The sequence below is a fragment of the Tianweitania populi genome (genome assembly GCF_014652875.1).
Lineage (GTDB): Bacteria > Pseudomonadota > Alphaproteobacteria > Rhizobiales > Rhizobiaceae > Tianweitania > Tianweitania populi.
In genome coordinates this window covers 606,036-624,804 of record NZ_BMZQ01000001.1, presented here as the reverse complement: position 1 = coordinate 624,804, position 18,769 = coordinate 606,036, and the positions used below count along the sequence as shown (strand labels likewise).

The following is an 18,769-nucleotide window of genomic DNA, read 5'->3' as shown; positions in this document are numbered from 1 at the left end:
TATAGCCGCCGCGAATCGATGATTTCGTGACACCATTTGGGTAAGTCGCGACGCAGAACGGGCAAGTTGTAAGAGCCCTCATGCGTAAGTTGCCGGTTTTAGCCGCCGTGGGTTGGACCGTTGATCCGATAGATCGTGCTGACGAGATCCGCGGCGCAGCTTTGGGCGTGACGTCGCGTTGATTCTTCGTCCTCGTTTTCGGCGCGGTTCAGGTAGAAGTCGAGCAGCCATTCCGCGAGAGCAAGTGGACGCGCCGCTGTTTGCTCAGGCAGATCTGCCACAGGGGCATTGTTGCCGAGGCTTTCATTCTTCGCTTCCTTGGCGCGTAGGACCGCTTTTTCTGCCAGGCTATGTAAGGCGTGTTTTTCCGGACCTACTTGCCTTGCCAGACGGTCGAGATGGTGGGCTAGGTGCGTTTCCAACTGGAACAGGTCGACGGACTGGAGCTCGCGCTTTTCGCGCAGGTCGTGGAAAGCGCGGCGGCGTTCACGTCGAAGGGTGGCGACATGGCCCAGCTCTTCCCGAGCCATCTTCTCGGCGGCGTGTCGGATCTCGTTTGATGCGGCATGGGCGGCCACATAAGTCCAGAACACGAAGGCCCGTTCCTCGTTTCGAACGGCAACAGCAAAGGCGCGATAGGCGTCCAGAAGCTCGGGCGCGACCAACGCGGCGCCTTCATCATCGAACATTGGTTCTGACGGCGGCTGAACCAGCTGAGCAGCGAAGGTACTGTTCTCCATCCAGGATTCGACATTGCCGAGATGGCCTTCTTCCTCGCGGATCAGGGCTTCGAAGACGGCGGTCAGATCAGGGCGATTGGCTTGCCGCATCCGCTCGGCCAGCTTGTGGTAGCCGGCGATGGCTTCCTGCTCCATCGCTCTGGCTTGGACGAGCAATTCGTCCATGAAGTTGAGCATCCAAGGTTCGCGGTGGTTCACGACGCGTCTCCGATGTGGCTCGCCCGCAGCACGCACGGGCATTTCCTTTGGATAAAAGCGTATGCCGCAAACTTAATGCGGCTTGTTTGTTCTGCCGCAAAGTCCCTCGCCGACAAGCTGAATAAGCAGTGCGAAATATGAGTTTCGCGACGCAGAACTAGCAAATCAGATGGTGCATTTTCGCTCTTCCACCAAAATGGCGCGCGATTTTTGCGTCTTGTTGGGCGCCCTGCTGGTTGCTCTTTTGTTGGCTTGGCCGAGCCATGCTGCGGGCCAACTGACGAGCTTCCTGGACAAGGTTCAGCCGTCAGAGCTTTTCGAGGGCGGGGATCGATTTGGTGCACCGATCGGCGATCCGCAGATCGTTCCGGTTCAGAAGGGCGATTCGCTTCTCGGCTACGCCTACCTCAATTCCGATTTCACGAGCTCGATCGGCTATTCGGGCAAGCCCATCCACATCGTCGTCGGCATCGATCCGAAGGGCGTGATCCGCGGCTTCAAGATCGTCGCGCATCACGAGCCAATCGTGCTGATCGGCATTCCTGAAGCAAAGATCGTCGCCGCGCTGAATGTGCTTGTCGACAAGGACATGGGACGCGTCGCGACGGGCGGCGAGCGGCCGCCGCAGGTGGATATCGTCAGCGGTGCGACGGTCACGGTTCTGGTGATGGGCGACAGCATTGCGCGCTCTGCGGTTCAGCTCATACGAAGCAACCGGCTGAGCGACGCCGGAGCGCCGGCGGCGGCGGCGACGACGGAGATCCGCAAGCTCGATCTTACCAAGACGGCCACGAGCGACTGGCAGACGCTGATTGGCGACGGCTCGGTGCGCAGCCTGCGCATGACGGTGGGCGAAGTGTCGGAAGCCTTCCGCCAGGCCAATCAGCCGGCTGCGGCGGACAAGCCGGAAACGCACAATCCGGACGACCGCTTCATCGACCTGTATCTTGCGCCCGTCAGCGTGCCGGCGATCGGCCGAAGCCTGCTTGGCGACACTGCCTATGACCGTCTCGCCTCCCGGCTAAAGCCTGGCCAATCGGCGATGCTCGTTGCCGGTGACGGCGCCTATTCCTTCAAGGGATCGGGCTATGTGCGCGGCGGCATCTTCGATCGCATCGAGTTGCTGCAGGACGGCCAGGGTCTGCGGTTCCGCGATCGCGACCACGCGCGCATTCCCACGCTTGCGGCCGACGGCGCTCCACATTTGCGCGAGATCGCGCTCTTCGTTGTCTCGCCTGACTTCGTGTTCGATGTCACCAAGCCCTTTGAACTGCAGATGCTGGTGCAGCGAAATGCGGAAGGCCGCAACAAGGCGGTTCTGCCCTATAATCTCGGCTACACACTGCCCGACACATACTTGACGATCGAGCAGCCGCCAGCGCCAGCCGCACCTGCCGTTGCCGCGACACCGGCGCCTTCCGCAGGCGACACAGGCCAAGTCCTGAGCGATCAGCAGATCGCGGACGGCCAGCCGCTTTGGGTGCGGATGTGGGAGATGAACCGCATCAACATTGCAATTGCCAGCGTTGCCCTCATCGTCTTGACCGGCATCTTCTTCTTCCAGGACTGGCTGGTGAAGCGTCCGATCATGTTCGGCTGGATCCGGCGTGGCTTTCTGCTTTTCACGCTGGTCTGGCTTGGCTGGTATGCCAATGCGCAGCTTTCGGTGGTGAATGTCCTCACCTTCTTCAACTCGCTGATCAACGGCTTCAACTGGGAGTTCTTCCTGTCGGCGCCGCTGATCTTCATCCTGTGGGCGTCAGTCGCTGCCGGCCTGCTGTTCTGGGGACGGGGACCGTTCTGCGGTTGGCTTTGCCCGTTCGGGGCGCTGCAGGAACTGACCAACAATCTCGCGCAATGGCTGAAGGTGCCGCAGCTTAGGCTTCCCTGGGGCCTGCATGAGCGGCTTTGGCCCATCAAATACATCATCTTCCTCGGCCTGTTCGGCCTGTCGCTTTATTCGCTAGCGCTGGCTGAGGTGTTTGCCGAGGTCGAGCCATTCAAGACCGCGATCATCCTGAAGTTCGCGCGGGAATGGCCGTTCGTGATCTTCGCGCTGACCATGCTGGCCGCCGGTCTGTTCATCGAGCGCTTTTATTGCCGCTACCTGTGCCCGCTGGGCGCTGCACTGGCGATTCCCGGGCGCATCCGCATGTTCGAATGGCTAAAGCGCTATCCCGAATGCGGCTCGCCCTGCCAGCGCTGCGCCAAGGAATGCCCGGTGCAGTCGATCCATCCGGAAGGGCAGATCAACGTCAACGAGTGCATCTACTGCATGCACTGCCAGGAACTCTACCACGACGATCATCGCTGCCCGCACATGATCCAGGTGCGGTTGAAGCGCGAGAAGTTCATGGCGCTGTCAACGCCGGCCTCGCGCGGCGAAGCGCCTGCCAAGCCCGTCATCACTCACAAAGGCGTGCCGATCGCGAAGACCGATCAGCCTGCCAGCAATTCCGCATGAATAGGCAACCAAGGAGAAACGGAATGTCTACCGAAGAAAGCAAGATGCGCCTCAGCAGGCGACAGATGCTGGGGTCGACAGCAGCCATCGCGGCGGCCGGAGCGGCCACCATCGGCGGCGCGGTGACGCTGACCGGCGGCGCCATTACGCCCGCAGCAGCACAGTCGGCTTCGAAGCACACCACGGAAGTGAAGCCAGGTGAGCTCGACGAATATTACACGTTCTTCTCGGGCGGCCACAGCGGCGAAGTCCGCGTCGTCGGCATGCCTTCGATGCGCGAGCTGATGCGCATTCCCGTCTTCAACCGCGATAGCGCGACGGGCTGGGGCCAGACCAACGAGAGCCGCAAGATCCTGACCGAAGGCCTGCTGCCGGAGTCGATCGAGGCGCTCAAGGATCAGGGCGGCATCTACCACAATGGCGACCTGCACCATCCGCATCCCTCCTTCACCGAAGGCACCTATGACGGGCGCTACCTGTTCGCCAACGACAAGGCCAATACGCGCGTCTGTCGTATCCGCCTCGATGTCATGAAATGCGACAAGATCATCCAGCTGCCGAACCAACACACGGTTCACGGCCTGCGCGTGCAGAAATATCCGCGCACCGGCTATGTGTTTGCCAATGGCGAGGACGGCGTGCCGATCCCGAACGACGGCAAGGTTCTGGACGACAAGAAGCAGTATCAGGCCATCTTCAGCGCCGTCGACGGCGACACGATGAAGGTTGCGTGGCAGGTGGCCATCGACGGCAACCTCGACAATGTCGATTGCGACTATCAGGGCAAGTACGCTTTCGCGACCTGCTACAACTCGGAAGAAGGCGTCAACCTTGCCGAGATGATCGCCAACGAGCAGGACTGGATCGTCATCTTCAACCTGAAGCGCATCGAAGAAGCCGTTGCCAAGGGCGACTTCAAGGAGATGGGCGGCGTGCCGGTGATCGACGGCAGCAAGGGTTCGCCCTACACCCGCTATGTCCCGGTGGCCAACAGCCCGCACGGCATCAACACCGCGCCGGACGGCATCCACGTGGTCGTCAACGGCAAGCTGTCGCCCACTGTTACCGTGTTCGACGTGCGCAAGTTCGACGATCTGTTCGACGACAAGATCCAGCCGCGCGACACCGTCGTTGCCGAGCCGGAAGTCGGTCTTGGACCGCTTCACACGGCCTATGACGGCCGGGGCAACTGCTACACGACGCTGTTCCTCGACAGTCAAATCTGCAAGTGGAACCTCGAAGACGCCATCCGCGCCTTCAAGGGTGAGAAAGTCGATCCGATTCGCCAGAAGCTTGATGTGCAGTATCAGCCGGGCCACAACCACACTTCCATGGGCCAGACCAAGGAAGCCGATGGCAAGTGGCTGATCTCGCTGAACAAGTTCTCCAAGGACCGCTACCTCAATGTTGGCCCGCTGAAGCCTGAGAACGACCAGCTCATCGACATTTCGGGCGACGAGATGGTGCTCGTGCATGACAGCCCGTCTTTCGCCGAGCCACATGACGCCACCATCGTGCATTCATCGAAGATCAACCCGGTGAATGTCTGGGATCGTGCCGATCCGATGTTTGCGGACGCTGTGAAGCAGGCGCAGGCCGACGGCATAGACCTGATGATCGACAGCCAGGTGATCCGCGATGGCAACAAGGTTCGCGTTTACATGACCTCGTCCGCACCGGCCTTCGGTTTGGAGCAGTTTGCGGTCAAGCAGGGCGACGAAGTGACCGTGTACGTCACCAATATCGACGAAGTGGAAGACCTCACTCACGGCTTCTCCATCATCAACTACGGCATCAACATGGAAGTCGCGCCGCAGGCCACCGCTTCGGTGACCTTCAAGGCGAACAAGCCGGGTGTGTGGTGGTATTACTGCTCCTGGTTCTGCCATGCCATGCACATGGAGATGAAGGGACGCATGTTCGTCGAGCCGCAGTCGGCCTGATGATCATGCGTCTCACGACGACAACGATCTGGATGGCGGCCACATTGGCCGCCCTCCCCGCGCCTACGTTGGCGGCCAGCCTAACGGTTAAGCCGACGGATGGGCTTGGCTTGCAGACGATCATCTCAAACGCTGCACCCGGCGACACGATCGTGCTTGAGCCAGGCAGCTATGCCGGCCCGATCACCATCGACAAGCAGATCGTGCTCGAGGGCAAGCTAGGCGCTACGGTGCTGGGCAACGGCAAAGGCAGCGTCGTCACCGTGAACGCACCGGGCGCGATCGTGCGCGGTTTGCGTGTCAGCGGGTCAGGACGCGACCTGATGGTGCGCGATTCCGGCATCTACGTCGCGCAATCCGCCACGGGTGCAATCGTGGACAACAACGATGTCACCGACAACCTGTTCGGCATCTATCTTTTCGGCGCTGTCGATTCGATCGCGCGCAACAACCGCGTCGTCGGCTTGAAGAGCGGGCGCATGAGCGAGGCAGGCAGCGGCATTACCGTCTGGAACGCTCCGGGCGCCAAGGTGCTCAACAACGATATCAGCTTTGGCCGCGACGGCATCGCGACGAGTGCCAGCAAGCGCAACACGTTCAGCGGCAACACCTTCCGCGATCTGCGGTTCGCGATCCACTACATGTACACCAATGACAGCGAAGTCAGCGACAATGTCTCGATCGGCAACTCGGTCGGCTACGCCATCATGTTCTCCAACCGGCTGAAGATCACCGGCAATGTCTCGGATGGCGATCGCGATCACGGTTTGCTGCTGAACTCGGCGAACAGTTCGGAAATTCGCGGCAACAAGGTGATCGGCCGCATGCAGCCGGTGGAGCGTTGGCTGTCGGCCGGCGTGCAATCGAGCGAGCACGGCATGCCGAAGCTTGAAGCAGAGGACGTGGTCGCGGGCGCGAGCGAACGCCTCGGGCCGGAAAAATGCGTCTTCATCTACAACGCCAACAAGAACCGGTTCTTCGACAATAGCTTCGAGAACTGCTCCATCGGCATCCATTTCACGGCGGGTTCCGAAGGCAACACGATGAGCGGCAACGCTTTCATAAACAATCGCAACCAGGTCAAATATGTCGGCACTCGCTTCATCGACTGGTCGAGCGAGGGTCGCGGCAATTTCTGGAGCGACAATCCCGCCTTTGATCTCGATGGTGATGGCATCGGCGACAATGCCTACCGGCCGAACGATCTGGTCGACCAGGTGCTGTGGACCTCTCCGCAAGCCAAGCTGCTGACCACGAGCCCTGCAGTGCAGGTGATCCGCTGGGCGCAATCACAGTTCCCTGCCCTCCTGCCCGGCGGCGTGGTCGACAACCATCCGCTGATGGCACCAGTGGCGGCGGAGAAAGACAGGCCATGAGCGCAACCGCTGAAATCGCAACTGTCGAAATCACCGGCGCCTCCAAGCGCTACAACAAGGTCGATGCCGTGCGCGATGTGGGCTTCACCTTGAATGCCGGCGAGACGATCGCGCTTGTCGGGCACAATGGCGCAGGTAAGACCACGCTGATCAAGCTGATGCTCGGCCTGATCCGCCCCACAACCGGCCAGGTGCGCGTGCTTGGCGAAGACCCGGCGCGGGGCGACTTCGCGGTACGCCAACGGCTCGGCTACCTGCCGGAAAGCGTGTCGTTCCATCTGGCGCTGACGGGTCGCGAAACACTGGCCTTCTATGCCCGGCTGAAGCGGGTCGACCTCGAATCCACCGACACTTTGTTCGAGCGCGTGGGTCTGGCGCGCGAAGCGGCAAATCGGCCGGTGCGGACCTATTCCAAAGGCATGCGTCAGCGGCTGGGACTGGCGCAGGCGCTGCTCGGCGAACCGCGCATCCTGCTGCTCGACGAGCCGACCAGCGGTCTCGATCCCGCGCTGCGGCGAAGCTTCTACGACCTCATAACGGATCTGCGCGCACTTGGCACGACGGTGCTGCTGTCTTCGCATGCGCTGACCGAACTCGAGGACCGCGCCAACCGCGTCATCATCATCAATCGGGGCTTGAAGATCGCAGACGGGACGCTGGATGAACTGCGCCACATTGCCCAACTGCCGACGCAGATCAGCGTGCGGCTTGCTGAGGGCATCGATGCGCCGGACTTCATCAATGGCAGCGCGTGGCGGCGAACAAACGGCGGAGCGTGGGAAACGAACATCGGGGCCGCCGACAAGATCGCGCTGCTGCGCGATCTGACGGCCGAGCCGTCGCGCCTTGCCGCGCTGACGGTGGCCGAGCCTACGCTCGATGATCTTTATGCGCATTTTCTCAGCGGTCAGAACAAGCCATGACGAACATCCTCATCATCGCACGCAAGGAGATCCAGGAGGGCCTGCGCAACCGCTGGGTTCTGGCGACCACCCTGCTGCTCGCCGCACTCGCCCTGACACTGTCGTTTCTCGGCGGCGCGCCGACGGGCAACGTCGGCGTCAACAAGCTCGACATCGTAATCGTCAGTCTTTCGAGCCTGACGATCTTCCTGGTGCCGCTGATCGCGCTGCTTTTGTCCCACGATGCAATCGTCGGCGAAACTGAGCGCGGCACCATGATCCTGCTGCTCAGCTATCCGCTAGGGCGGAGCGAGGTGATCTTCGGCAAGTTCCTCGGCCATCTAGCCATTCTCGCCTTCGCCACCTTGTTCGGCTACGGCGTCGCTGCTGCTGCACTCGCCGTGAGTTCGCCCGACATCGGCTTGGAAAGCTGGCGCTCGTTCGCTTCGATGGTTGGCTCGTCGGTGCTGCTCGGCGCAGTGTTTCTGGCGATCGGCTATTTCGTCAGCACGCTTGCGCGCGAACGCAGCACGGCGGGCGGCATCGCGATCGGCATCTGGCTGTTCTTCGTGCTGATCTACGACATGGCGCTGCTTGGCGGGCTGGTTGCCGCGCGCGGCCAGACGGTTCCGCCGATGCTGCTCGATATTCTGCTGGTCGCCAACCCGACTGACGCCTACCGCCTGCTCAACCTCGGATCGGGCAGCGCCAGCGCCTTGTCCGGCATGTCAGGCATTGCAGGACATACCGGCCTGTCCGCCCCCGTTCTGCTTGCAGCGCTCCTTCTTTGGACGCTGGTGCCGCTCGGCCTTTCGACGCTCGTGTTTTCACGGAGGGAAGTATGAGAACCGCTTGGGCAATCGCCGCGCTGGCGGCTTCGCTTCTGCTTGGTGCCTGCTCGGAAGAAAAGGTGGCGGAGATGCCGCCACCTTTCGCGCTGACGGAAGAGGCCATGGGCCGCTATTGCGGCATGAACGTTCTCGAACATGCCGGGCCCAAGGGGCAGATCATCCTAGACAAGATCCCGGAAGCCATCTGGTTCTCGTCCGCGCGCGACGCGCTTGCTTTCACCATGCTGCCGGAAGAACCGCGCAACATCGCAGCGATCTATGTGTCGGACATGAGCAAGGCGCCGAGCTGGGATCAGCCCGGAGCCGAAAACTGGATTGATGCCAAGACCGCGTACTTCGTGATCGAGAGCCAGCAACGCGGCGGCATGGGAAATGAGGAAGCCGTGCCGTTCAGCAAAGAGTCCGACGCTGACGCTTTCGTCGCGAAACATGGCGGCCGCGTCGTCGGCTTCAACGATGTGCCGCAGCAATACATTTTGGGAAGCGGTGCGCCGGCGCAGGGCGATGATGAAGATCCCGTATCGCCGGAAGGTGAGCCTCATAACATGGGGGCGCATCATCATGGCTAGGACGATTTCGCGGCGCCGCGCCATCTCCATCATGGCCGCTGCTGCCGGTGTGCCGCTTCTGGGCACGCTCGGTGCGGCACGAGCGTCGTTTCCGCCGGTGATCTGGCACGGACAGGCGCTCGGGGCACCGGCAACGCTGATCCTGAACCATCCGGACAAAGCCAAGGCAGAAACACTGCTGCGCCGCGTGGTGGCCGAAGTGGAGCGGCTGGAAGGTATCTTCAGCCTTTACAGGCCCTCGTCAGCCCTCTGCGAACTCAATCGCCTTGGCGCCTTGCCGACACCCCCGCAAGAGCTGGTCCAGGTCCTGAACGCCTGTCGCGCTGCCTGGCAGACGACAAACGGCGCGTTCGATCCAACGATCCAGCCTTTGTGGACCCTCTATGCCCAACACTTCTCGCGCCCGGATGCCAAGCCGACCGGCCCATCACTGCGAGACGTCGATCAAGTCCGCTCCCGCATAGGCTTCGACGCCGTGCGCTTCAACGGCGATCGCATCGCCTTCTCGCGTCCCGGCATGGCGCTGACTTTGAACGGCATCGCGCAAGGCTTCATCACCGACGCCATTGTCGACATGCTCAAGGCTGAAGGCATTACCAGCAGCCTGGTCGACATGGGCGAAAACCGCGCGGTTGGCTCGAAGGAAGACGGCCGCCCCTGGCGGGTCGGTGTGGCCGACATGGAAATGGGCTCGGAGCCGGACACCGTGATCGACCTGGTCGACAAGGCGATCGCGACCACCTCAGGCGCGGGCTTCCACTTCGACCGGGATGGCCGCTTCAGCCATGTTTTCGACCCCCGCAGAGGTGCGGTACCACTCACCTATCGCCGCGTCACGACGATTGCGCCGACCGCAACAATAGCCGACGCGTTTTCCACCGCCTTCAGCCTCATGGACGAAGCGGCTATACGCCAGCTGATCAAGACGACAAGCGGATTGGCCGTCTATATAGTGGACTGGAACGGACGGCAGACCTATATCGGTTGAGCGTCCACTTTCCGCTCCGGCCCTTAGTGAGCGTTGAACAAACTAGCCAGATACGAGAAGCTGCGCCGAAAGTTGCATTGTCAGTTATTGACGATGCGTGCTCGGTTAGCCTCTTTTCTTCATCTCTGTATGACTTAGCTAGATGCGATCCTGGCGCGCGCCCTCGCGAGGGATGCGGCAGGCAGCCGAGGAACAGGTTCGACCGATAAGGTCGGTCCTGATCCAGATGAGGGTGCCTGGGCCTTTTTTCATGTCTGCATCCTTTTTGCGGCTCGCAACCGAGCAATCCCTGGGGCTGGTCGCCGCAGCGATTCTGATCTGCCTTGTCGGTTCCTGGCTGCTCGTAGGCTTGTTGCGCCGCTCGGCGCGCACACGGGGAACCGACCGCTACTGGTGGCTGTCCGCCACCGCCGTGGTTGCAGGTGTTACTGTCTGGACGACCCACTTCCTTGCCATGCTCGGCTATCGTGTCGACCTCGCGATGAATTACGACTTGGATTGGACGCTGCTTTCAATCGGCATCAGCGTTCTAACCGTCGGCGTGCCGCTGGCTGCGACGGTTTTTTTCCCGAAACGGCCGATCCGCATCACGCTGGGTGCGATCGCTGGGCTTGGCATCGGTGCCATGCACTTTACGGGCATGGCGGCCATTGTCGGATGTCTGCAAACGCAATCCCTGCCCGCGGCTGTTCTCGCCTGCCTCGCGGGTGCAGTCTGTTACGGCACCGCGATGGCGATTACCGGGCGTTTTCACACCCGCGTCGTCAAAACGCTTCTGTTCACCACCGGCGTTTGTGCCACTCATTTCATTGCCATTTCCGGCGTTTCCCTGACGCAGGTGCCGGGCTTCCAGACCCTTGAGCATCTGAACCCGATTCTAGGCGCTCTGACGGGCGGCGCCTCTCTCACCCTTTTTGCCGGCGCGATGATTTCACTGATCGCTTCCAAGCGTCTGCGCATCCAGGAACGCGCCCACACGACCATTCTGGCGACCGCGCTCGACAACATGTCGAATGGCTTGCTTTTCATTGGCGAGGATCATCGCCTGCGCTTGTTCAACGATCGCTTCCTTAAGATGTTCGACATCAGCAAAGGCGTCGTTCATCGCGGCATGACGGTTTCCGAACTAATTAGTGTGCTTGCGAAAAGCAGTTCCTGGGACGGGCAAGAGCGTCAGCGGATCACCCGGCGCGTGCAGAGCGTGATGAAGCTTGCGCAGTCCGAGACGTTTGAACACAGTTTCGCGGATGGGCGCCTGCTGGAAGTCGTCAGCGGGCCGGTGCAGGGCGGTGTCGTCATCACCTTCGACGACAAGACGGCTGAGCGTCAGGCGCAGCTGCGCATCGAACACATGGCTTATCATGATCCGCTGACCGCGCTTGCTAACCGGCGTGCGTTGCAGGAACGCATGGAAGAGGGCTTTGCGCCCAAGCGCCGCTACAAGCTGCTGCTGGTCGATCTGGATCGGTTCAAGGCCGTCAACGACACGTTCGGCCATTCGGTGGGCGACGAGCTTCTGGTGGCGGTTGCCGAGCGGATCCGCGATGTGACCGGCGGCGACGATTTCGTTGCGCGCTACGGTGGCGATGAACTGGCGGTTCTCGTTTATGGCGACCTCGATCTGTCCATGAGCGTGGCCAACAACATCGTCGAAGCCATGAGCCGACCCTTCCTCATTCAGGATTTCACCCTGTCGATCGGCTGCAGCATCGGCATGTGCTGCACGGATGATGCGCAGGACGTGACCGAGCTGATGCAGCGCGCCGATCTTGCGCTCTACGAGGCCAAGCATGCCGGACGCGGACAAGCTTCCTGTTACCAATCGGGCATGCTGGAGCAGATCGCGGCGCGTCATCAGCTCGAGCAGGATATCAAGGCCGCGATCGAGCAGCGGCAATTCCATCTCGCCTATCAGCCGATCCTTTCGCTGCATGACGATCGCATCGTCGGCTACGAAGCGCTGATCCGGTGGGAGCATCCAACGCGCGGACGCGTGTCGCCAGCGGAGTTCATTCCGTTTGCAGAGGAAACCGGCCAGATCGTTGCGATCGGTCAGTGGGTGCTGGAAGAAGCCTGCCGCGAGGCCGCATGTTGGGCCGACGATCAGCACGTGGCCGTCAATATTTCGCCCGTGCAGTTCAAGTCGCCGTCGCTGCGCGCCCACATTGTCAGCGCACTCGACCGAAGCGGGTTGCCGCCTCATCGCCTGGAAATCGAGCTGACGGAAACTGCTTTGGTGGCCGATGGTCAGGCGCTCGCCCACATCCTGGGTGAAATTCGCGCCTTGGGGATCAAGGTTGCGATGGATGATTTCGGAACGGGCTACTCGTCCTTTGCCCATCTGCGCGATTTCCCGATCGACCGCATCAAGATCGACCGCAGCTTCGTTGCCAGCGCGGTGACCGACAGCCACGCAATGGCTGTTCTCAGGGCCATCACCCAGCTTGGTCAGGACATGCGCGTGCCCACACTTGCTGAAGGCGTGGAAACGCAGGAGCAGCTTGAGCTGGTGCGGCGCCTGGGATGCGATGACGTGCAAGGCTACTTGATCGGCAAGCCGGAACGCCTCGACACCTCGTCCATATCGCAGAAGAAGTACGCTTGATGAAGCTTTGACCGAGGCTGAAGCGGCGACCTTGATCCCTAGCGCCTGGCACATCGAGCCAGTCGCGAGTTCCGCAACTTAAACGTTAGCTATGCATTAGATAGCAACCTATTTATATCGTTGAAGGCGTTTGGCCATGAGTGAAGCTTCCGTGCGGTCTTCTTTCATGCCGCAACTCGGAGTGGTGACGCGCAAAATGCGCACGCTCTACGATGCGCGGCTGAAGGCACAAGACCTCACCCTTTCCCGATCACGTCTGCTCTTCTACCTTTCCGGGCGCGAAGGAACGACCCAGAAGGAGCTGGCCAAGCTTATGGAAGTTGAGCAGCCTTCAATGGTGACCTTGATCGATGCCATGGAGAAGAACGGCTTTATCCGCCGCGTGGCGCTTTCAAGCGACCGACGCTCCAAGGGCATATTCCTGACCGATCGCGCTCGTGAGCAAACGGCGAAGCTGATGCGGCTGACGGACGATTTCAACGAGTTGGTGCTGGCGGGGATCGGTGACGACGAACTGAGCGTCGTTTGCCGCGTACTGCAACGTATGTCCGACAACATCAGCCAAGCCGACTGACTGCTCGTCCATTTATTGCCACGCTGCAATAAAAAAGGGCGGGAATGACCCGCCCCTTGTGAACCACTGGTTCGAAACCAGATTAGCCGTTCACGGAATCCTTGAGGCCCTTGCCGGCCGAGAACTTCGGCACGTTGCGAGCAGGGATCTTCACTTCGGCGCCGGTCTGCGGATTGCGGCCGGTGGTGGCTTCGCGCTTGGAAACGCTGAAGTTGCCGAAGCCGACGAGACGGACGTCGCCGCCATTCTTCAGCTCTGCGGTGATCGCAGCGAAGACAGCGTCGACAGCAGCTGCAGCTTCGTTCTTGCCCAGGCTGGCGGACTCGGACACTGCGGCTACGAGTTCATTCTTGTTCATCGATCTCTCCCTCTCTCAGGTGTTGTCTCGAAAACTAGTTCAATCCGGCGGGACTGTAGGGATCCCAAGCACTTTACCCAAGCCGGAATTTGCGCCGGGGTAAAGCTTTTCCCGCTTTTCCAAGGCTTTTCACACGAAAAAAGCCGGGCCTGGAAGCCCGGCTCTCGTTTTTTTCCTGCTTAGTGGGCGAGCGACTTGCCCGCTTCTTCGCCAATCGGCTTCGGTGTTTCCACCGGCTCGACCCACTCGATCGCCGTCGGCATGCGAACCAGGGCGTGCTGGAGCACCTCGCCGATGCGGCTGACCGGGACAATCTCCATGCCGCTCTTCACGTTATCCGGGATATCCGCCAGATCCTTGGCGTTTTCTTCCGGAATGATCACCTTCTTGATGCCGCCACGAAGGGCTGCGAGCAGCTTCTCCTTGAGGCCGCCGATCGGCAGGACCCTGCCCCGAAGTGTGATCTCGCCGGTCATGGCGACATCGGCGCGGATCGGGATGCCGGTCATGACCGACACGATCGCCGTCGTCATGCCCACACCGGCCGATGGACCATCCTTCGGCGTCGCACCTTCCGGCACGTGCACGTGGATGTCGCGCTTGTCGAAGATCGGCGGCTCGATGCCGAAGTCGATCGCACGCGAGCGAACGTAAGACGCCGCTGCCGAAATCGATTCCTTCATCACGTCCTTGAGGTTACCGGTCACCGTCATCTTGCCCTTGCCGGGCATCATGACCGCTTCCACCGTCAACAGCTCACCACCGACTTCCGTCCAGGCGAGACCCGTGACCACGCCGACCTGATCGTCCATCTCGGCCTGGCCGAAGCGGAAGCGTTGAACGCCGAGATAATCGCCAAGATTCTCGGCGGTCACATCGACCGATGGCTTCTTGGTGCGGATGATCTCGGTCACGGCCTTGCGCGCCAGCTTCATCAGCTCACGCTCAAGGCTGCGAACACCGGCTTCGCGCGTGTAGGTCTGAATGATCAAACGCAGCGCGTCGTCATTGACCGAGAACTCCGTCGGCTGTAGCGCATGGTCGCGGATGGCCTTGGGCAGAAGGTGCCGCTTGGCAATCTCGACCTTCTCGTCTTCCGTGTAGCCGGCAATACGGATGACTTCCATGCGGTCCAGCAAAGGACCCGGAATGTTCATCGTGTTGGCTGTCGTCACGAACATCACGCTCGACAGGTCGTATTCGACCTCGAGATAGTGATCCATGAAGGTCGAGTTCTGTTCGGGATCGAGCACTTCCAGCAGAGCCGACGACGGGTCGCCGCGAAAATCCTGGCCCATCTTGTCGATCTCGTCGAGCAGGAAGAGCGGGTTCGAACGCTTTGCCTTCTTCATCGACTGGATGACCTTGCCGGGCATCGAGCCAATGTACGTACGGCGGTGACCGCGGATCTCCGCTTCGTCACGCACGCCGCCGAGTGCCACGCGGACATATTCACGGCCGGTTGCCTTGGCGATCGAACGAGCGAGCGAGGTCTTGCCGACGCCGGGAGGGCCAACGAGGCAGAGGATCGGACCCTTCAGCTTCTTCTGACGGCTCTGGACCGCGAGATATTCAACGATGCGCTCCTTGACCTTGTCCAGGCCGAAGTGATCGTTGTCGAGCACCTCTTCCGAGAAGGACAGGTCCTGCCGCACCTTGGAATTCTTGTTCCACGGGATCGATAGCATCCAGTCGAGATAGTTGCGCACGACAGTAGCTTCAGCCGACATCGGAGACATCGTCTTGAGCTTCTTCAGCTCGGCGTCGGCCTTTTCGCGGGCTTCCTTGGACAGGCGCGTCTTCTTGATGCGCGCTTCCAGTTCGGCCGCCTCGTCGCGGCCGTCCTCGCCTTCGCCGAGCTCCTTCTGGATCGCCTTCATTTGCTCGTTGAGGTAGTATTCGCGCTGCGTCTTCTCCATCTGCCGCTTGACGCGGCTGCGGATGCGCTTCTCCACCTGCAGAACCGAAATCTCGGCTTCCATGAAGCCCATCGCCTTTTCCAGACGCTCGCGCACGGAAAGGGTCGCCAGCATTTCCTGCTTCTCGGGGATCTTGATCGCGAGATGCGAGGCGATGGTGTCGGCGAGCTTGGAATAATCGTCGATCTGGCTGGCGGCACCAACCACTTCCGGCGAGATCTTCTTGTTCAGCTTGACGTAGTTTTCGAAGTCGGAAACCACCGAGCGGGCCAGCGCCTCGATCTCGACCTCTTCTTCCTCCGGCTCGTCAAGCGTCACCGCCTGCGCCTCATGGAAGTCGCCGCGGTCGGTGAATTCGGTGATCTTTGCGCGCGTCGTGCCTTCCACCAGCACCTTCACGGTGCCGTCGGGCAGCTTCAGCAGCTGGAGAACATTGGCAAGCGTGCCGACATCGAAGATCGCATCGGATGCCGGATCATCGTCGGCAGCATTCATCTGGGTGGCAAGCAGGATTTGCCTGTCGGCGCCCATGACCTCTTCCAAAGCCTTGATCGACTTTTCACGGCCCACGAAGAGCGGCACGATCATGTGGGGGAAAACCACGATGTCGCGCAGCGGCAGGACAGCGAACGTTCCTGATCCGGAAGAGCGGGGAGTCTTGGTCATTGTCTTGCCTTTCACCTCGCCAACGCCTGATGGCCGAAAGCGAGTCTCATATTAACGGCCATGCCGCGGTCCGCCTATGGCTGATTTCATCAGCCACCTATCAGCACGGATCTTGCGGGAAACAGCCTGACAGGGTGTTAGGTGGCTATATCCACCAGGTGTTTCAAGCCTCCGGTCCCGGCGCCTTCGCACCGTTGCGGAAGATGGTTCGACCCGCCCGGATCCGAAACAAAAAAGCCCGCCGGTACCGCGAAAAGTGCGGCGTCGGCGGGCTGATTCTGGTTCCAACGGGAGCCTCAGGCGCTGACGCTGCCCTTTTCCTTCTCGGCATAGATGTAGAGCGGGCGCGCATTGCCCTGCACCACCTCGTCCGAGATCGCGACTTCCTGCACGCCTTCCAGCGCCGGCAGCTCGAACATCGTGTCGAGCAGGATCGCTTCCATGATCGAGCGTAGGCCGCGCGCGCCCGTCTTGCGCTCGATGGCGCGCTTGGCGATCGCCGACAGCGCACCTTCGTGGAAGGTCAGCTCGACATTCTCCATCTCGAACAGGCGCTGATACTGCTTCACCAGCGCGTTCTTCGGCTCGGTCAGGATCTGGATCAGCGCGGGCTCATCCAGGTCTTCCAGCGTCGCCAGCACCGGCAAGCGGCCGACGAACTCCGGAATCAAGCCAAACTTCAGCAGATCTTCCGGCTCCACCTGACGGAACAGGTCGCCCGATCGGCGATCTTCCGGCGAAGCGACGGTTGCACCGAAGCCGATCGAGGTCTTGCGGCCGCGATCCGAGATGATGCGATCGAGGCCGGCAAAGGCGCCGCCGCAGATGAACAGGATGTTGGCCGTATCTACCTGCAGGAATTCCTGCTGCGGATGCTTGCGACCGCCCTGCGGCGGAACGGAAGCGACGGTGCCTTCCATGATCTTCAGCAGGGCCTGCTGCACGCCCTCGCCCGACACGTCGCGCGTGATCGACGGGTTGTCAGACTTGCGGCTGATCTTGTCGATTTCGTCGATGTAGACGATGCCGCGCTGGGCACGCTCGACATTGTAGTCCGCGGCCTGAAGCAGCTTCAAGATGATGTTCTCGACGTCTTCACCGACATAGCCGGCCTCGGTCAGCGTCGTCGCATCGGCCATGGTGAAGGGCACGTCGATGATGCGGGCGAGAGTCTGCGCGAGCAGCGTCTTGCCGCAACCGGTCGGGCCGATCAGCAGGATGTTCGACTTGGCCAGTTCGACGTCGTTGTTCTTCGTCGCATGCGCCAGACGCTTGTAATGGTTGTGAACGGCGACCGACAGCACGCGCTTGGCGTAAGGCTGGCCGATCACGTAATCGTCGAGAACCTTCAGGATCTCCTGCGGGGTCGGAACGCCCTCGCGGGACTTCACCATCGAGGTCTTGTTCTCCTCGCGGATGATGTCCATGCAGAGTTCGACGCATTCATCACAGATGAACACGGTCGGGCCTGCAATCAGCTTGCGCACCTCGTGCTGGCTCTTGCCGCAGAAGGAGCAGTACAGCGTGTTCTTGGAGTCGCCGCCGCCGGTGCCCACTTTGCTCATCAAACTCGTCCTTTCGCTCAACCCGCCCGAAAGCGGCTGCTCATTCCTGGTGAGAAGAAGTCCTGTGCAGCGGGCTCACTGTTGAACAACCATTAATGGTCGCTGTTCCCGCGCACTCGGCTTCGCTTCGATTCCGGCAGATCGACAGCAAAGGTTCTAACTCTTCTCGCCCACCTGATTTCCCGCGTACCGATTCCCAAGAATGGAATCTCCACGCCATAAGCTCAACATAGGCTTAACGTAGGCCTATGCACTCGCTGAGGGAACAAGAAATTGTGACAGAAATACCGCAGCCCTGCGGAAAGTCGCGGGCTGCGGCGGGACCTGCAAGGAAGCGCGTCAGGCCTTTGCGACCGCGTCTTCGATCGCTTCGCGGCTCGAAATGACCTTGTCGATCAAGCCGAAGTCCTTGGCTTCGTCGGCGGTCAGGAAGTGATCGCGGTCGAGCGTGCGCTCGATCGTCTCGTAATCCTTGCCGGTGTGCTTGACGTAAACCTCGTTCAAGCGACGCTTCAGCTTGATAATGTCCTGCGCGTGGCGCTCAATGTCTGAGGCCTGGCCGGAGAAGCCGCCGGAAGGCTGGTGCACCATGATGCGGGCATTCGGCGTTGCGAAGCGCATGTCCGGATGGCCGGCGCACAACAGCAGCGAACCCATCGAAGCTGCCTGACCGACGCACAGCGTCGATACGGCCGGCTTGATGAACTGCATCGTGTCATAGATCGCCATGCCCGAGGTCACCACGCCGCCCGGCGAGTTGATGTAAAGCGCGATCTCCTTCTTCGGGTTTTCGGCCTCAAGGAAAAGCAACTGCGCGCAAACCAGCGTCGCCATGCCGTCTTCCACCGGACCGGTTATGAAGATGATGCGTTCCTTCAGGAGACGCGAGAAGATGTCATAGGCGCGTTCGCCACGGTTCGTCTGTTCGACAACCATGGGGACGAGGCTCATGGCGCGTTCGACCGGATCTCTCATGGGTTTGTCCCTTTGTCAGGCTGGGATTTCCGTCGCCAAGCAGGCCGAATCACGGGAATCGAAGAGTGGAATTGCC

The 18,769-nt window shown here is 60.8% G+C and carries 14 protein-coding genes; 9 read left to right on the top strand and 5 right to left on the bottom strand.

Translation table 11 applies throughout. The features are described 5' to 3' along the window. Window positions 1–98: 98 nt before the first annotated feature. Window positions 99–938, bottom strand: coding sequence for a ferritin-like domain-containing protein (locus IE166_RS03065; protein ID WP_244641305.1), 840 nt, complete (start codon window positions 936–938; stop codon window positions 99–101). Between the two features lie 196 nt (window positions 939–1,134). On the opposite strand from IE166_RS03065, the gene IE166_RS03060 reads away from it, so the two are divergent. From IE166_RS03060 to IE166_RS03020, 9 genes are all read left to right on the top strand, one after another. Then, complete coding sequence (locus tag IE166_RS03060; RefSeq protein WP_244641304.1) at window positions 1,135–3,402, top strand: NosR/NirI family protein; 2,268 nt, start codon at window positions 1,135–1,137, stop codon at window positions 3,400–3,402. Between the two features lie 23 nt (window positions 3,403–3,425). After that, on the top strand, window positions 3,426–5,345 hold the full coding sequence (nosZ, locus tag IE166_RS03055; RefSeq protein ID WP_189501542.1) for a TAT-dependent nitrous-oxide reductase: 1,920 nt from the start codon (window positions 3,426–3,428) through the stop codon (window positions 5,343–5,345). Further along, window positions 5,342–6,721: a nitrous oxide reductase family maturation protein NosD gene (locus tag IE166_RS03050; protein ID WP_385965094.1), complete on the top strand. Its 1,380-nt coding sequence runs from the start codon at window positions 5,342–5,344 to the stop codon at window positions 6,719–6,721. Before nosZ ends, IE166_RS03050 begins: the two co-directional genes overlap by 4 nt. Beyond that, window positions 6,718–7,644 carry an ABC transporter ATP-binding protein gene (locus IE166_RS03045; RefSeq protein ID WP_189501540.1) on the top strand — a complete coding sequence of 309 codons (927 nt, stop codon included), beginning with the start codon at window positions 6,718–6,720 and terminating at the stop codon, window positions 7,642–7,644. Before IE166_RS03050 ends, IE166_RS03045 begins: the two co-directional genes overlap by 4 nt. Then, window positions 7,641–8,468, top strand: a complete 828-nt coding sequence (locus tag IE166_RS03040) for an ABC transporter permease (protein ID WP_189501539.1) — start codon at window positions 7,641–7,643, stop codon at window positions 8,466–8,468. The genes IE166_RS03045 and IE166_RS03040 overlap by 4 nt, the downstream gene beginning before the upstream one ends. After that, window positions 8,465–9,043 carry a nitrous oxide reductase accessory protein NosL gene (locus IE166_RS03035; RefSeq protein ID WP_189501538.1) on the top strand — a complete coding sequence of 193 codons (579 nt, stop codon included), beginning with the start codon at window positions 8,465–8,467 and terminating at the stop codon, window positions 9,041–9,043. Before IE166_RS03040 ends, IE166_RS03035 begins: the two co-directional genes overlap by 4 nt. Continuing rightward, a complete protein-coding gene (locus tag IE166_RS03030) occupies window positions 9,036–10,031 on the top strand; it encodes an FAD:protein FMN transferase (RefSeq protein WP_189501537.1) in 996 nt (331 codons plus the stop codon). Before IE166_RS03035 ends, IE166_RS03030 begins: the two co-directional genes overlap by 8 nt. 250 nt (window positions 10,032–10,281) lie before the next feature. Continuing rightward, window positions 10,282–12,636 carry a bifunctional diguanylate cyclase/phosphodiesterase gene (locus IE166_RS03025; protein WP_189501536.1) on the top strand — a complete coding sequence of 785 codons (2,355 nt, stop codon included), beginning with the start codon at window positions 10,282–10,284 and terminating at the stop codon, window positions 12,634–12,636. Between the two features lie 196 nt (window positions 12,637–12,832). Next, complete coding sequence (locus IE166_RS03020) at window positions 12,833–13,210, top strand: MarR family winged helix-turn-helix transcriptional regulator (RefSeq protein WP_189501535.1); 378 nt, start codon at window positions 12,833–12,835, stop codon at window positions 13,208–13,210. Between the two features lie 82 nt (window positions 13,211–13,292). Here the strand turns inward: IE166_RS03020 and IE166_RS03015 are convergent, their stop codons facing one another. The 4 genes from IE166_RS03015 to IE166_RS03000 all read right to left on the bottom strand — a co-directional run bounded on the left by IE166_RS03015 (window position 13,293) and on the right by IE166_RS03000 (window position 18,693). Continuing rightward, window positions 13,293–13,568 carry an HU family DNA-binding protein gene (locus IE166_RS03015; RefSeq protein WP_189501534.1) on the bottom strand — a complete coding sequence of 92 codons (276 nt, stop codon included), beginning with the start codon at window positions 13,566–13,568 and terminating at the stop codon, window positions 13,293–13,295. Between the two features lie 179 nt (window positions 13,569–13,747). Then, on the bottom strand, window positions 13,748–16,153 hold the full coding sequence (gene lon, locus IE166_RS03010; RefSeq protein ID WP_189501533.1) for an endopeptidase La: 2,406 nt from the start codon (window positions 16,151–16,153) through the stop codon (window positions 13,748–13,750). Between the two features lie 296 nt (window positions 16,154–16,449). Next, window positions 16,450–17,718, bottom strand: a complete 1,269-nt coding sequence (gene clpX, locus IE166_RS03005; RefSeq protein ID WP_189501532.1) for an ATP-dependent Clp protease ATP-binding subunit ClpX — start codon at window positions 17,716–17,718, stop codon at window positions 16,450–16,452. 339 nt (window positions 17,719–18,057) lie between these two features. Beyond that, window positions 18,058–18,693 carry an ATP-dependent Clp protease proteolytic subunit gene (locus IE166_RS03000; protein ID WP_189501531.1) on the bottom strand — a complete coding sequence of 212 codons (636 nt, stop codon included), beginning with the start codon at window positions 18,691–18,693 and terminating at the stop codon, window positions 18,058–18,060. Window positions 18,694–18,769: the final 76 nt, after the last annotated feature.